This window comes from Sphingomonas sp. BK345 (assembly GCF_014193845.1).
GTDB lineage: Bacteria > Pseudomonadota > Alphaproteobacteria > Sphingomonadales > Sphingomonadaceae > Sphingomonas.
This window is the reverse complement of record NZ_JACHZX010000002.1, coordinates 594,724-608,037: the sequence shown is the minus strand read 5'-3', so window position 1 is coordinate 608,037 and position 13,314 is coordinate 594,724. Positions and strand designations below refer to the sequence as shown.

The following is a 13,314-nucleotide window of genomic DNA, read 5'->3' as shown; positions in this document are numbered from 1 at the left end:
GCCGGCGATCAGGAACATGAGCACTTTCTTCATCACGCAACCCCTTGGTTCTTGTGCTTCAGCCCATCAGCTCGCGGACGTCCGCGAGTCGCCCGGTCACCGCCGCCGCCGCCGCCATCGCCGGCGACAACAGATGGGTACGCGAGCCAGGTCCCTGTCTTCCCACGAAATTCCGGTTCGAGGTCGAGGCGCAGCGCTCGCCTGCGGGCACCTTGTCGGGGTTCATCGCCAGGCACATCGAGCAGCCCGGCTCGCGCCACTCGAAGCCGGCGGCGGTGAAGATCCGGTCGAGCCCCTCCGCCTCGGCCTGGCGTTTGACCAGCCCCGAGCCGGGCACCACCAGCGCGCGCACGCCATCGGCGACGCGGCGGCCGTTCGCCACCGAGGCGGCGGCGCGCAGGTCCTCGATGCGGCTATTGGTGCAGCTGCCGATGAAGACGTGCTGGATCGGCACGTCCTGCATCCGCATCCCCGGGGTGAGCCCCATGTAATCGAGCGACTTCTGCGCCGCGGCGCGCTTCGACGCGTCGGCGAAGCTGTCGGGCGCGGGCACGCTGCCGGTGATCGGCACGACGTCCTCGGGGCTGGTGCCCCAGGTGAGCGCGGGAGCGATGTCGCTCGCCTCCAGCCGCACGACCTTGTCGTAGCGCGCGCCGGCGTCGCTCGGCAGCGTGCGCCACCACTCGACCGCGCGCGCCCAGTCCTCGCCCTGCGGCGCCATCGGGCGGCCCTTGAGATAAGCGAAGGTGGTCTCGTCGGGCGCGACCATGCCCGCGCGCGCCCCACCCTCGATCGACATATTGGCGATCGTCAGCCGACCCTCGACCGACAGCGCGCGGATCACCTCGCCGGTGAACTCGATGACATGGCCGGTGCCGCCCGCGGCGCCGATCCGGCCGATGATCGCGAGCACGACGTCCTTGGCGCTGACGCCATAGCCGAGGGTGCCGTCGACTCGCACCTCCATCGTCTTGGAGGGCGAGAGGATCAGCGTCTGGGTCGCCAGCACGTGCTCGACCTCGCTGGTACCGATGCCGAAGGCGAGCGCGCCAAGCGCACCATGCGCCGAGGTATGGCTGTCGCCACACACCATCGTGGTGCCCGGCAGCGTGAAGCCCTGCTCCGGGCCGACGACATGGACGATCCCCTGCCGCGCCGACAGCGCGTCAATATAGGGCACGCCGAACTCGGCGACGTTGCGGCGCAGCGCGGCGAGCTGCTCGGCGCTCTCGCGGTCGGCGATCGGGAGCTCCTGCCCCGCGGCGTCGGTGCGCGCGGTGGTGGGCAGGTTGTGATCGGGCACCGCGAGCGTGAGGTCGGGGCGGCGCACGCGGCGGCCGGCGGTGCGCAGGCCTTCGAACGCCTGCGGGCTGGTCACCTCATGGAGGAGGTGGCGGTCGATGTAGATCAGGCAGGAACCATCGTCTCGGCGCTCGACCACGTGAGCGTCCCAGACCTTCTCGTACAAGGTGCGCGGGCTTGGCATGATCCGCGGCTGTTAACCGAAAAGGTGCGCGGGTCCAAGGCAGAGTGACAGGAAATGTCGTGGCTTGCGGCTGATGATCGGCAGAATGGGTAAGTGCGTAGGTGGCCTCTCTCCAGTGGAATGGGTCTGAAATGTCGCAATCACTTACCCACCGGCGTCACCCTGAACTCGTTTCAGGATCCACCGTCCCGCAGGCGCCTCCGCGGTTGAGTATGCCGCACCGTGGATCCTGAAACGAGTTCAGGATGACGGCGCTCGGCGCGGGGAGTTTTTGCTATGCAACGCCTCGTGTTCCTGCGCACGCAGGAATCCAACGCCGCGAGGCCCCGCTCTGTCACCCTGGGCTCCTGCGTGCGCAGGAGCACCGCGCCGCGCGATGCGGCTTCCTCACACCGTGGCGCGAAGGTCCTCGGTCACTTCGCCATACGCCGCCACCTCGGCCTCGTGCCCCTCCTCTCGGAACGTCTCGGCCAAGGCGGCAGCCTCCCACTCAAGCGTCGCCGGGTGCGCCAGCAGCGTCTCGACCCACCGCTTACCCGCGGCGCCAACGTCGATCCCCCATGCGCGAACGCGAAACGCCACCGGCGCGTAGAAGGCGTCGACCGCGGTGAAGCGCTCACCCGCCAGCCACGCGCCGCCGAAGCGCGACAGGCCCTCGTCCCACAGCTCGGCGATCCGCGCGACGTCGCGCGCGAGCGCCTCCGAGCCGCGCGCCGGCCTGATCCGCTGCCCCACCGTCATCGTCCGCTCGCGCCGCAGCGCGCCGAAGCCGCCGTGCATCTCCGCTACGGCGCAGACCGCCCAGGCGCGCGCTGCCGCGTCGGTCGGCCATACACCCGGGTGGCGCTCGGCGAGGTACAAGGCGATGCCGAGCGAGTCCCATACCGTCCGCTCGCCGTCGATCAGCACCGGCACCTGTCCCGTCGGCGAGAAGGCGCGGAACGCTTCATGGTTGTCCAGTGAGGCAAACGGCTCGACGCGGTCCTCGAAGGCGATCCCGAGCGCGCGCATCAGCAGCCACGGCCGCAGCGACCAGCTCGAATAGTTCCGATTGGCGGTGATCAGCGTGTACGCCATCGCGTCAGACCTCGTAGTGCGCGCTCGTTTTGGCGGCGACCTCGCCCGCGGTCACCCCCGGTGCCAGCTCGATCAGGCGAAAGGCGCTGTGATGGTCGGGGCGCTGGAACACCGCCAGGTCGGTGACGATCATGTCGACCACGTCGCGCCCGGTCAGCGGCAGCGTGCATGCCGGGATGAACTTGGGCGCGCCGTCCTTGGCGACATGCTCCATCACGACGATGATCTTCCTGACGCCGGCGACGAGGTCCATCGCGCCGCCCATGCCCTTGATCATTTTGCCGGGGATCATCCAGTTGGCGATGTCCCCGTGCTCGGACACCTCCATTGCGCCGAGCACGGTGAGGTCGATATGCCCGCCGCGGATCATCGCGAAGCTCTGCTCGCTCCCGAAATAGGCCGATTGCGGCAGCTCGCTGATCGTCTGCTTGCCCGCGTTGATCAGGTCGGGGTCGACCTCGTCGTCGTACGGGAACGGACCAATGCCGAGCATGCCGTTCTCGCTCTGCAGCGTGACGGTGATGCCGTCCGGGATATTGTTCGCCACCAAGGTCGGGATGCCGATGCCGAGGTTGACGTAATAGCCGTCGCGCAGCTCGCGCGCGGCGCGCGCCGCCATGCCGTTGCGGTCCCATCCCTTGGCTTCCACGGCCATCACTTCGCTCCTTCGGCCGGGGCGTCGCCCCAGTGCTTGTCCTGCGGGAAGGTCTCGTCCCAGCCGGTGCCGAGCCCGGTCCCGTAGACGGGATTGGGTAGCACGAACCAGCCCTGCCCCCAGCGCGCCTGGATCGGCCCCACCCCGGCCAGCGCGCGACGACCGAGCGCGGGCGCCGGACCCGGCGGGTTGAACAGGTCGGCGAAGTCGCCGAGCTGGTCGCCGACGAGCGCGAGCACGCAATAACGTTTGGCAATCTCGAGCCGGCGACCGTCCTTGCCCGAGCGGCCGTCGGCGTCGCCCTTGAGGAAGAGCGTGTCGCCGTGACGAAACTCGCCCAGCCCCGCCGCGCGCAGCGCCGCCACGGTGGCGGCGGCGTTGTCGGCGGAGCGGTTGCTGTTGATCACCATCGTCACGCCGAGCGCGCGCAGCTGGCGGAACGCCGCCACCGCGCCGGGCACCGCGACGACCTTGTCCGCACCGGTCCGCTCCCAGCGATCCCAGCGCTTGGCGTCATAGGCCGCGCCCGTGCGCGCGTCGTTATATTCATAACCGAGGTTGAGCACCGCGGTCTCGTCCATGTCGAGCACCACCGCGGGCGGCAGCGCGCTGCACGGGATCGTCTCGGCGCTCGCCGCGGTCGCACCCGGGACCAGCACCGCCGAGTTGGGCCAGCGCGGCAGCGTGCCGGCGCGGCGCTCGGTCGGCAGCCGCCCGCGACGGTCGCGCGCGCGCTCGATCACGCCGCGGACATAGGCGGTCAGCGCGTTATAGGTCTGCTCGCTCAGCGCCGCGGCTTCGGCCGAGCCGTACAGATAGGCCATCGCCCCGGCCGGCAGTGGGGCGGACACGGGCGCCGCCGGGACGGCGCTCACCGCGCGCGCGGGCGGACGCTCGGGGCGCGCGGTCGCGCAGCCGGCAAGCAGCGCCGTTGCCGCGACCGTCAGCAGCAGCCGTGACCTCACGCCGCGTCGGCCTCCGCGCGCGGACGAGTCGTGCGGAACTCGATCTTCTTGTCGTAGGGCGCGCCGACGATCATCCGCTTGACGTAGATGCCCGGCAGATGGACGTGATCGGGATCGAGCGCGCCGACCGGCACGACCTCCTCCACCTCGGCGACGCAGATCCTGCCCGCGGTCGCCATCGGCTGATTGAAGTTGCGTGCCGTCTTGCGGAAGACGAGGTTGCCGCTGGTGTCCGCCTTCCACCCCTTGATGATCGAGAGATCGGCGCGGATGCCACGTTCGAGGATATAGTCCTCGCCGTCGAACGCCTTCACTTCCTTGCCCTCGGCCACCAACGTGCCGACGCCGGTCTTGGTGTAGAAGCCGGGAATGCCCGCCCCGCCGGCGCGACAGCGCTCCGCCAGCGTGCCCTGGGGGCAGAACTCCACCTCCAGCTCACCGCTGAGATACTGGCGCTCGAACTCCTTGTTCTCGCCCACGTAGCTCGAGATCATCTTGGCGATCTGGCGCGTGCGCAGCAGCTTGCCGAGCCCCTCGCCGTCGATCCCGGCGTTGTTGCTGGCGACCGTCAGCCCGGTCACGCCCGCGGCCTGGATCGCGTCGATCAGCCGCTCGGGGATCCCGCACAGGCCGAAGCCGCCGGCGCAGATCGTCATGCCGTCGAACAGCAGCCCGTCGAGCGCCGCCGCGGCGCCGTCGTACAGCTTGTCCACCACCCGCTGTCTCCTTCAGAAATGTCCCGGCGCGACGCCGAGCGCGGCGCACAGCTCGTCGAGCGCCTGACCCTCGCCGCTCACCTTGATCGCCGCCATGCCGAGCTGCGCCGCGGCCTTGCAGTTCACCCCCAGGTCGTCGAGGTAGACGCACTGGTCGGGGCGCTTGTTGAGCGTCTCGCACATCATCAGATAGATGCGCGGGTCGGGTTTGCGGATGCCGACCTTGCTGCTCTCCACCACGTGGTCGAAGCGCGCGAGCACCGCCGCCACCGCAGCGACCGCCTGAGGGTCGCGCGGCGTGTCGCCGGCAGGAACGTTGTTGGTAATGCAGCCGATGTGGAAGCCCTCGCGCTTGAGCCAGTCGAGCGCGTGCACCATGCGCGGGCGGATATCGCCGTACAGCAGCGGCAGCACGTCGCGCCCGCGCAGCTCGTGGCCGAGCGTCCTGGCCTCGGCGGCGAAGTCGCGGTCGAAGGTAGCGACGTCGATCTCGGCGCGTTCGAAGCGCGCCCAGGCGTTGCTGTCCGGATCGGTGGCGTTGAGGCGACGGATCAGGTCGATCGGCACGCCGCGCTCGCGCTCCAGCCGGTTGAACGCCGCGAACGGCGACGAGGTGATCACCCCGCCGAAGTCGAAGATCACCGTGTCCCGCATGCGAACGATCCTTAGCGCTCGGCGCGACGAAGGCAATCGGTGGTGTGCGGTGGGTTTGGGACGATGCTGCATGGTCTCGGTGATGGGCACGTCCGGTCGTGGAGAGATCGCGTTGTAATATTCTTCGTCATCCCGGACCTGTGCCGGGGTCCACCGTGCCGCACACTCCTCGAGCGTTGCTCGCGCGGCGGAGTGGATCCCGGAACACGTCCGGGATGACGGAAGGTGGGGAATAGGCTCGCCGGAGGTGACAGCGGCATCTCGCGGGGGGAGAAAAGGAAGCCGCGCCGCTTAGGAACTAATACCCCTTTCGCCTAACCCTTTCGGGCGGCTAGGCTCGCCGCATGACCGAACCCCGCACCGGTGGACGCCTGCTCGTCGACCAGCTCGTCGCCCAGGGCTGCGACCGTCTCTTCACCGTACCCGGGGAGAGCTTCCTGGCGGTACTCGACGCGCTTCACGACACCCCTGCGATTGAGGTGGTGACGTGCCGGCAGGAGGGCGGCGTCGCGTTCATGGCCTGCGCCGATGGCGCGCTGACGCATCGCCCCGGGATCGCCTTCGTCACGCGCGGCCCCGGCGCGACCAACGCCGCGATCGGCGTCCATGTCGCGATGCAGGACTCGCAGCCGATGATCCTGTTCGTCGGCGACGTCGACCGCTCGACGCGCGACCGTGAGGCGTTCCAGGAGATCGACTTCCAGGCGATGTTCGCGCCGATTGCGAAATGGGCGGCCCGGATCGACGACGCCGCGCGCATTCCCGAATATGTCGCGCGCGCGTACGCCACCGCGATCAACGGCCGCCCCGGCCCGGTGGTGCTCGCGCTGCCCGAGGACATGCTGCTCGACACCGTCACCGCGCCCGATCGCGCGCGCGTCGAGCGCGTCGCCCAGGCGGTCGACGAGGATTCGATCGAGCATCTGCGCGACCTGCTCGCCACCGCCGAGAACCCGCTCGCGATCGTCGGCGGCGCCGGCTGGGACGTGGCGGCCGCTGCGGCGATGGCGGACTGGGCGACTCGCACCGGCGTGCCGCTCGCCGCCGCCTTCCGCCGCCAGGACGCGATCGCCAACGATTGCCCGGCCTATGCCGGCAACCTCGGCTACGGCCCCAGCCCCGCGCTGGTCGAGCGCGTGCGCGGCGCCGACCTGCTGATCGTGGTCGGCGCGCGGCTCGGCGAGGCGACCACCGACGGCTATCAGCTGATCACGCCCGATCACCCCGGCCAGCGGCTGGTCCATGTCCATCCCGACCCCGAGGAACTGGGGCGCACCTACGCTACCGACCTCGCGATCTGCGCCGGCATGGCCGAGTTCGCCGAGGCACTGGTGCCGCTCGACGGCGGCGTCCACCCGCACGCCGCCGAGGCGCGCACCGCCTATGAGGCGTGGAGCACGCCCCGCCGCCGCGACGGCGTCGCGCTCGATCTCGGCCCCTGCGTCGCGACCATGCGCGAGAAGTTGCCGGCGGACACGATCATCTGCAACGGCGCGGGCAATTTTTCGGGCTGGTGGCATCGTTACTGGCGCTACGCCGGCCCGGGGACGCAGCTGGCGCCGACCGCCGGAGCGATGGGCTATGGCGTGCCCGCCGCGGTGGCGGCGTCGCTGCGCCGGCCGGGACGCAGCGTGGTCGCGCTGGCAGGCGACGGCGACTTCCTGATGAACGGCCAGGAACTCGCCACGGCGGTCCAGCACGGCGTCGACCTGCTCGTCATCCTCGTCGACAACGGCGCGTACGGGACGATCCGGATGCACCAGGAGCGCGAATATCCCGGTCGCCCGTCGGCGACGCGGCTGGTCAATCCCGACTTTGCCGCGCTCGCGCGCGCCTATGGCGGCTGGGCCGAGACGGTCGAGCGGACCGAGGATTTTGCGCCAGCGCTCGAGCGCGCGCTCGCCGAGCGCGGCGTGCGGCTGATCCACTGCCGCACCGACGTCGAGCAGATCACCGCGGGGCTGACGCTGAGCGCACTGCGGCAGGGTTGAGGGGAGAGGTCGTGGTGTCGGCGACCGGCTTTCCCTTATTGATCAGCGTCATCCTGAACTCGTTTCAGGATTCATGGCTTCGCGCCTTCGCCGCTGCTGGGTGAGCGACACAGTGGATCCTGAAACGAGTTCAGGATGACGCCATGTGAATTGTAAGCGCCTCTTCCTTACACCGATTAGCGACGAAAGGCTGCCGCGGTCTCCCGCGACGGCCCCTCATCGTCAGGACGCAACGATCAGATATCGTCGCCGAGTGCGCCCTTCACCTTGCCGGCGAACTGCTGGCCCTTGCCCTTGGTCTCCTGCGCCGCGCCCTCGGCGGCGAGACGATCGTCGGACGCGGTGCGATCCGCCGGATCCTTATCCGCGATCGCCTGCTTGGCCTTGCCGACCAGCTCGTTGACGTTGCCTTTGATCTTGTCGGTGAGCTCGCCCATCGTCGTTCTCCGTCTAGTGTAACCCGGTGACAGAACAACGGACCCGAAACGGCGATGTTCCCCTTGAGGATTGACGTACGTCAATTCCTCACGGTTCAGATCAGCCCCGACAGCGGGCTCGACGGGTCGGCGTAACGGCGCTTGCCCATGCGGCCGGCACGATAGCTCATCCGCCCCGCCTCGACCGCCGCGCGCATCGCCGCCGCCATCAGGATCGGGTCCTTGGCCTCGGCGATCGCGGTGTTCATCAGCACGCCGTCGCAGCCGAGCTCCATCGCCACCGCGGCGTCGCTCGCCTGGCCGACGCCGGCGTCGACCAGCACCGGCACACCCGCGCCCTCGACGATCAGCCGGATCGTCACCTGGTTCTGGATGCCCAGACCTGAACCGATCGGCGCGCCGAGCGGCATGATCGCGACCGCGCCGGCTTCCTCCAGCTGCTTCGCCGCGATCGGATCGTCGGTGCAATAGACCATCGGCTTAAAGCCCTCGCGCACCAGCACCTCGGTCGCCTTCAGCGTCTCGCGCATGTTGGGGTAGAGCGTGCGCGCCTCACCGAGCACCTCGAGCTTGACGAGATCCCAGCCGCCCGCCTCGCGCGCCAGCCGCAGCGTGCGGATCGCGTCCTCGGCGGTGAAGCAGCCGGCGGTGTTGGGCAGGTAGGTCACGCGCTTCGGATCGATGAAGTCGGTCAGCATCGGTGCGCTGGGATCGCTGACGTTGACGCGGCGCACCGCGACGGTGACGATCTCCGCCCCCGACGCCTCGAGCGCGGCGGCGTTCTGCGCGAAGTCCTTGTACTTGCCGGTGCCGACGATCAGCCGCGAGCGGAAGGTGCGCCCCGCGACCGTCCATGTGTCGTCGGTGAGCGGCGCGGCATGGTCGCCGCCACCGACGAAATGGACGATCTCCAGCTCGTCGCCGTCCTCGACCTGCACCTCGCCCAGCGTCGAGCGCGGAACGACCTCGAGGTTGCGCTCGACCGCGAGCTTCTCGGGCACCAGCCCGAGCGACTCCGCGAGGCCCGCGATCGAGAGTCCGGCAGGGACTCGCTTGTGCTCGCCGTTGAGGGTGATGGTGATGGTGCCGTCGGAATGTGCCATGCGCGCCATCTAGGCCCGCGGACCCGCAGGGGCAACGTTGCGCCGCGCCGCGCCGGATGCAATGACACCTGCACGAAGGGCAACGACCCCAAGGGAGCGCATGACCGACACCGTCTTCGTCCTCAACGGCCCCAACCTCAACCTGCTCGGCACGCGCGAGCCGGAGATCTACGGCCATGACACGCTCGACGACATCGCCGGGCAGCTCGAGGACCGCGCGCGCGAGCTCGGCCTGCGGGTCGACCTGCGCCAGTCGAACCACGAGGGGCATCTGGTCGAGTGGTTGCACGAGGCGCAGGCGGTGGACGCGCGCGCGGTGCTGCTCAACGCCGCGGCCTACACGCACACCTCGGTGGCGCTGCACGACGCGATCAAGGGCATCAAGACGCCCGTGATCGAGGTGCATCTGTCCAATCCGCACACGCGCGAGAGCTTCCGCCACGTCTCGCTGGTGGGCAGCGCCGCGAAGGGAACCATCGCCGGCTTCGGCGCGATGTCGTACATGCTCGCGCTTGAAGCCGCGGCCCGCTTCTGACAGGAGGCGCGCCCTATCTAGGGGAAACAGGGTTGCATGGCTGACATCTCTCACAACGGCGGCGCGATGCAGGTCGACGTCGATCTGGTCCGCCAGCTCGCCGAGCTGCTCGACACCACCCAGCTGACCGAGATCGAGGTCGAGGACGGCGAGCGAAAGATCCGCGTCGCGCGCAAGGCCGCCGCGGTCGCCGCGCCGGTGCATTATGCGCCGGCGCCCGCCGTCGCCGCGGGCGCGCCGCCGCAGGTCGACACCGCCGGCCCGTCCGCGCCGTCGCACGCCAATGCCGTGCGCTCGCCGATGGTCGGCACCGTCTATCTCGCCGCCGAGCCGGGCGCCAAGCCCTTCGCCGCGGTGGGCCAGAGCGTCGCCGCGGGCGACACCTTGCTGATCGTCGAGGCGATGAAGGTGATGAACCCGATCACCGCGCCGAGCGCGGGCACCGTCAAGGCGGTGCTGGTCGAGAACGGCCAGCCGGTCGAGTTCGACCAGCCGCTCGTGGTGGTCGAGTAACGCCCTTGCCCCAGATCAAGAAGCTGCTGATCGCCAACCGCGGCGAGATCGCGCTGCGGATCCACCGCGCGTGCCACGAAATGGGCATCAAGACGGTGGCGGTACACTCCACCGCCGATGCCGACGCAATGCACGTCCGCCTCGCCGACGAGGCGATCTGCATCGGGCCGCCGGCGGCGACCGACAGCTACCTCAACATTCCCAACATCATCTCCGCGGCCGAGATCTCGGGCGCGGACGCGATTCACCCGGGCTATGGCTTCCTCAGCGAGAACGCCAAATTCGCCGAGATCGTCGAGCTGCATAACCTGATCTTCGTCGGTCCGAAGCCCGAGCATATCCGGGTGATGGGCGACAAGGTCGAGGCCAAGCGCACCGCGGGCGCGCTCGGGCTGCCGCTCGTGCCGGGCTCGGACGGTGCGATCAGCGACGTCGCCGAGGCCCAGGCGCTGGCCGAGCAGATCGGCTATCCCGTGATCATCAAGGCGGCGAGCGGTGGCGGCGGGCGCGGCATGAAGGTGTGCCAGTCGCCCGACCAGCTCGAGACGCTGATGCAGCAGGCAGGGACCGAGGCGAAGGCGGCATTCGGCGATGCCACGGTCTACATGGAGAAGTATCTCGGCAACCCGCGCCATATCGAGTTCCAGGTGTTCGGCGACGGCATCGGCCAGGCGATCCATCTCGGTGAGCGCGACTGTTCGCTCCAGCGCCGCCACCAGAAGGTGCTGGAGGAGGCGCCCTCCCCCGTCATCTCCGCCGAGGAGCGCGAGCGGATGGGCGGGATCGTCGCCAGGGCGATGGCCGACATGGGCTATCGCGGCGCGGGGACGATCGAGTTCCTGTGGGAGAACGGCGAGTTCTACTTCATCGAAATGAACACGCGCCTGCAGGTGGAGCATCCGGTGACCGAGGCGATCACCGGACTCGATCTCGTGCGCGAGCAGATCCGCGTCGCCGAGGGCCACCCGCTGACGCTGCGCCAGGAGGACGTCGTCTTCCGCGGCCACGCGATCGAGTGCCGCATCAACGCCGAGGACCCGCGCACCTTCGCGCCCTCGCCGGGCCGCGTGACGCAATATCACGCGCCGGGGGGCATGCACGTCCGCGTCGATTCGGGGCTGTACGCGGGCTATACCGTGCCGCCCTATTACGACAGCATGATCGCCAAGCTGATCGTCTATGGGACCACCCGGCAGGGAGCGCTGCGTCGTCTTCGCCGCGCGCTGGAGGAGTTCGTGATCGAGGGGATGAAGACCACCATCCCGCTCCACCAGGCGCTGCTCGACGACCCGGAGTTCCAGCAGGGGAGCTACACGATCAAATGGCTGGAGGAGTGGCTGGCGCGCCAGGACGCGTGACGGTGGCGAGCGGCGCGGCGGCGACGATCTACCACAACCTGCGCTGCTCGAAGTCGCGTCAGGCGCTCGCGCTGTTGCAGGACGCCGGAGCCGACGTGACCGTCATCGAGTATCTCAAGACGCCGCCCTCGCGCGACACGCTCGCCGCGCTGCTCGCGCGCGGCGGGATCGCGCCGCGTGCCGCCCTGCGCAGGGACGCACCGACGGTCGCCGACGCCGAGGCCGCACTCGACCTGATGGCGCGCGATCCCGCCACGATCGAGCGGCCGCTCGTTGAAACCGACAAGGGCGTGCGGTTGGCGCGCCCGCCCGAGCTGGTGCGCGAGATCCTGTGATCCTCCCCGAGGACACGCGCTGGCGCGTCGAGCGCGCCAACCAGGCCGCGGTGGTGATCGACGCCGACGCCTATTTCCGTGCCGCGCGCCAGGCGATGCTACGCGCGCAGCACCAGATCCTGCTGGTCGGCTGGGACTTCGACGCGCGCATCAATCTCGCCTACGACGACGATCATCCCGAGGCGCCCACCGACGTCGGTGCCTTCATCACCTGGCTGGTCGACCGCACGCCGGGGTTGCAGGTCCACATCCTCCGCTGGGACAAAGGCGCGATCAAGACGCTCGGGCGCGGCAAGACGTTGTGGACCCTGCTCAACTGGCGCTATCGCCAGCCGCGCATCCACCTGCTGCTCGACGGCCACCATCCCGTCGCGGCCTCGCAGCACCAGAAGATCGTCGTGATCGACGACTGTCTCGCCTTCTGCGGCGGCATCGACATGACCGACGAGCGCTGGGACACGCGCGCGCACGTCGACGACGACCCGCGCCGCACGTCGCCGAGCGGGCGCGCGTACAAGCCGTGGCACGACGCCACCACCGCGCTGCAGGGCCCGGTCGCGGGCGCGCTGGGCGAGCTGTGCCGCACGCGGTGGGCCATCGCGGGCGGCGCCGAGATCGCGCCGCCGCCGCCGCGCGAGGGCAGTTGCTGGCCCGAATCGCTCACGCCCGTCTTCACCGACGTCGACGTCGCGGTGTCGCGCTCGCAGCCTCGGTATGACGGGCAGGACGAACTGCTCGAGATCGAGCGGCTGTACCTCGCGCTGATCGCCTCGGCCAAGCACCGCATCTACGCCGAGAGCCAATATTTCGCCTCGCGCCGCATCGCCGAGGCGATCGCCGCGCGGCTGGTGGAGGACGATCCGCCCGAGATCGTCGTGATCAACCCGGTCACCGCGCAGGGCTGGCTCGAGCCGATCGCGATGGATACTGCGCGCGCGCGGCTCGTTACCGAGCTGCGCCGGCGCGACCATCGCGGCCGCTTCCGGATGTACCATCCGGTCAATGAGAAGGGCACGCCGATCTACTGCCACGCCAAGGTGACGGTGATCGACGACCAGGCGATCCGGATCGGCTCGTCCAACTTCAACAACCGCTCGCTGCGGCTCGACACCGAGTGCGACGTCACGATCACCGACGGCGCCGCGACCATCGCAGCGATCCGCGACGACCTGATCGCCGAGCATCTCGGCGTCGACGCGGCGGTGGTGAGCGAGCGGGTCGAGCGCGACGGGCTGATCGCCACGATCGAGGCGCTGCGCGGCAGCGGGCGGACGCTGGTGCCCTATGAGGTGGAGGACCTCAGCGCGGTCGAGAAGTGGCTGGCGGACAATGAGGTGCTCGATCCAGAGGGGCCGGGCGAGATGTTCGAGGCGTTCGAGAAGCGCGGGCTGCTACGGCGGCTGAGACGGAAGCGGCGCGGGTAAGATCCCGTTTGCGCTGAGGAGAGGCTGAGCCTGTCGAAGCCTCGTCTCGATGCGCTGCCGCGGAC

At 69.6% G+C, this 13,314-nt stretch carries 14 protein-coding genes; 6 read left to right on the top strand and 8 right to left on the bottom strand.

What is annotated here, in order from left to right:
- Positions 1 to 58 precede the first annotated feature (58 nt).
- The 6 genes from leuC to FHY03_RS07965 form a co-directional block, all read right to left on the bottom strand.
- Entirely contained in the window at positions 59 to 1,486 is a 1,428-nt protein-coding gene (leuC, locus tag FHY03_RS07990; RefSeq protein ID WP_221190044.1) for a 3-isopropylmalate dehydratase large subunit, read from the bottom strand.
- 387 nt (positions 1,487 to 1,873) lie between these two features.
- Positions 1,874 to 2,563, bottom strand: coding sequence for a glutathione S-transferase family protein (locus tag FHY03_RS07985; protein ID WP_183929904.1), 690 nt, complete (start codon positions 2,561 to 2,563; stop codon positions 1,874 to 1,876).
- Between the two features lie 4 nt (positions 2,564 to 2,567).
- Positions 2,568 to 3,218, bottom strand: coding sequence for a 3-oxoacid CoA-transferase subunit B (locus tag FHY03_RS07980; RefSeq protein WP_183929903.1), 651 nt, complete (start codon positions 3,216 to 3,218; stop codon positions 2,568 to 2,570).
- On the bottom strand, positions 3,218 to 4,183 hold the full coding sequence (locus FHY03_RS07975) for an HAD family acid phosphatase (RefSeq protein WP_311721339.1): 966 nt from the start codon (positions 4,181 to 4,183) through the stop codon (positions 3,218 to 3,220). The genes FHY03_RS07980 and FHY03_RS07975 overlap by 1 nt, the downstream gene beginning before the upstream one ends.
- Positions 4,180 to 4,896, bottom strand: coding sequence for a CoA transferase subunit A (locus tag FHY03_RS07970; protein WP_183921423.1), 717 nt, complete (start codon positions 4,894 to 4,896; stop codon positions 4,180 to 4,182). The genes FHY03_RS07975 and FHY03_RS07970 overlap by 4 nt, the downstream gene beginning before the upstream one ends.
- Before the next feature lie 15 nt (positions 4,897 to 4,911).
- Positions 4,912 to 5,553, bottom strand: coding sequence for an HAD-IA family hydrolase (locus FHY03_RS07965; protein ID WP_183929901.1), 642 nt, complete (start codon positions 5,551 to 5,553; stop codon positions 4,912 to 4,914).
- Between the two features lie 344 nt (positions 5,554 to 5,897).
- Between FHY03_RS07965 and FHY03_RS07960 the strand changes: the two genes are divergently transcribed.
- Entirely contained in the window at positions 5,898 to 7,544 is a 1,647-nt protein-coding gene (locus tag FHY03_RS07960; protein ID WP_183929899.1) for a thiamine pyrophosphate-binding protein, read from the top strand.
- A gap of 236 nt (positions 7,545 to 7,780) precedes the next feature.
- On the opposite strand, the gene FHY03_RS07955 is transcribed toward FHY03_RS07960, so the two are convergent.
- Complete coding sequence (locus FHY03_RS07955; protein ID WP_183920577.1) at positions 7,781 to 7,981, bottom strand: CsbD family protein; 201 nt, start codon at positions 7,979 to 7,981, stop codon at positions 7,781 to 7,783.
- 95 nt (positions 7,982 to 8,076) lie between these two features.
- Positions 8,077 to 9,084, bottom strand: coding sequence for a sulfur carrier protein ThiS (gene thiS / locus FHY03_RS07950; RefSeq protein WP_183920578.1), 1,008 nt, complete (start codon positions 9,082 to 9,084; stop codon positions 8,077 to 8,079).
- Positions 9,085 to 9,184: 100 nt separating this feature from the next.
- Here thiS and aroQ point away from each other — a divergent pair, with 100 nt between their 5' ends.
- The 5 genes from aroQ to FHY03_RS07925 are packed head-to-tail and all read left to right on the top strand — an operon-like array spanning position 9,185 to position 13,249.
- A complete protein-coding gene (gene aroQ, locus FHY03_RS07945; RefSeq protein WP_183929897.1) occupies positions 9,185 to 9,619 on the top strand; it encodes a type II 3-dehydroquinate dehydratase in 435 nt (144 codons plus the stop codon).
- A gap of 36 nt (positions 9,620 to 9,655) precedes the next feature.
- A complete protein-coding gene (gene accB, locus FHY03_RS07940; RefSeq protein WP_183929895.1) occupies positions 9,656 to 10,132 on the top strand; it encodes an acetyl-CoA carboxylase biotin carboxyl carrier protein in 477 nt (158 codons plus the stop codon).
- A gap of 5 nt (positions 10,133 to 10,137) precedes the next feature.
- On the top strand, positions 10,138 to 11,490 hold the full coding sequence (gene accC / locus FHY03_RS07935) for an acetyl-CoA carboxylase biotin carboxylase subunit (protein ID WP_183929893.1): 1,353 nt from the start codon (positions 10,138 to 10,140) through the stop codon (positions 11,488 to 11,490).
- Positions 11,487 to 11,825, top strand: coding sequence for an ArsC/Spx/MgsR family protein (locus FHY03_RS07930; RefSeq protein ID WP_311721338.1), 339 nt, complete (start codon positions 11,487 to 11,489; stop codon positions 11,823 to 11,825). The genes accC and FHY03_RS07930 overlap by 4 nt, the downstream gene beginning before the upstream one ends.
- The gene (locus FHY03_RS07925; RefSeq protein ID WP_183929888.1) at positions 11,822 to 13,249 is read left to right on the top strand and encodes a phospholipase D-like domain-containing protein; all 1,428 of its coding nucleotides are present in this window, start codon (positions 11,822 to 11,824) and stop codon (positions 13,247 to 13,249) included. The genes FHY03_RS07930 and FHY03_RS07925 overlap by 4 nt, the downstream gene beginning before the upstream one ends.
- Positions 13,250 to 13,314 lie beyond the last annotated feature (65 nt).

Coding starts and splice junctions, on each gene's coding strand:
- FHY03_RS07955 (WP_183920577.1), bottom strand. CDS start 7,981: ATGGGCGAGCTCACCGACAAGATCAAAGGCAACGTCAACGAGCTGGTC.
- aroQ (WP_183929897.1), top strand. CDS start 9,185: ATGACCGACACCGTCTTCGTCCTCAACGGCCCCAACCTCAACCTGCTC.
- accB (WP_183929895.1), top strand. CDS start 9,656: ATGGCTGACATCTCTCACAACGGCGGCGCGATGCAGGTCGACGTCGAT.
- thiS (WP_183920578.1), bottom strand. CDS start 9,084: ATGGCACATTCCGACGGCACCATCACCATCACCCTCAACGGCGAGCAC.
- leuC (WP_221190044.1), bottom strand. CDS start 1,486: ATGCCAAGCCCGCGCACCTTGTACGAGAAGGTCTGGGACGCTCACGTG.
- FHY03_RS07985 (WP_183929904.1), bottom strand. CDS start 2,563: ATGGCGTACACGCTGATCACCGCCAATCGGAACTATTCGAGCTGGTCG.
- FHY03_RS07965 (WP_183929901.1), bottom strand. CDS start 5,553: ATGCGGGACACGGTGATCTTCGACTTCGGCGGGGTGATCACCTCGTCG.
- FHY03_RS07980 (WP_183929903.1), bottom strand. CDS start 3,218: ATGGCCGTGGAAGCCAAGGGATGGGACCGCAACGGCATGGCGGCGCGC.
- FHY03_RS07960 (WP_183929899.1), top strand. CDS start 5,898: ATGACCGAACCCCGCACCGGTGGACGCCTGCTCGTCGACCAGCTCGTC.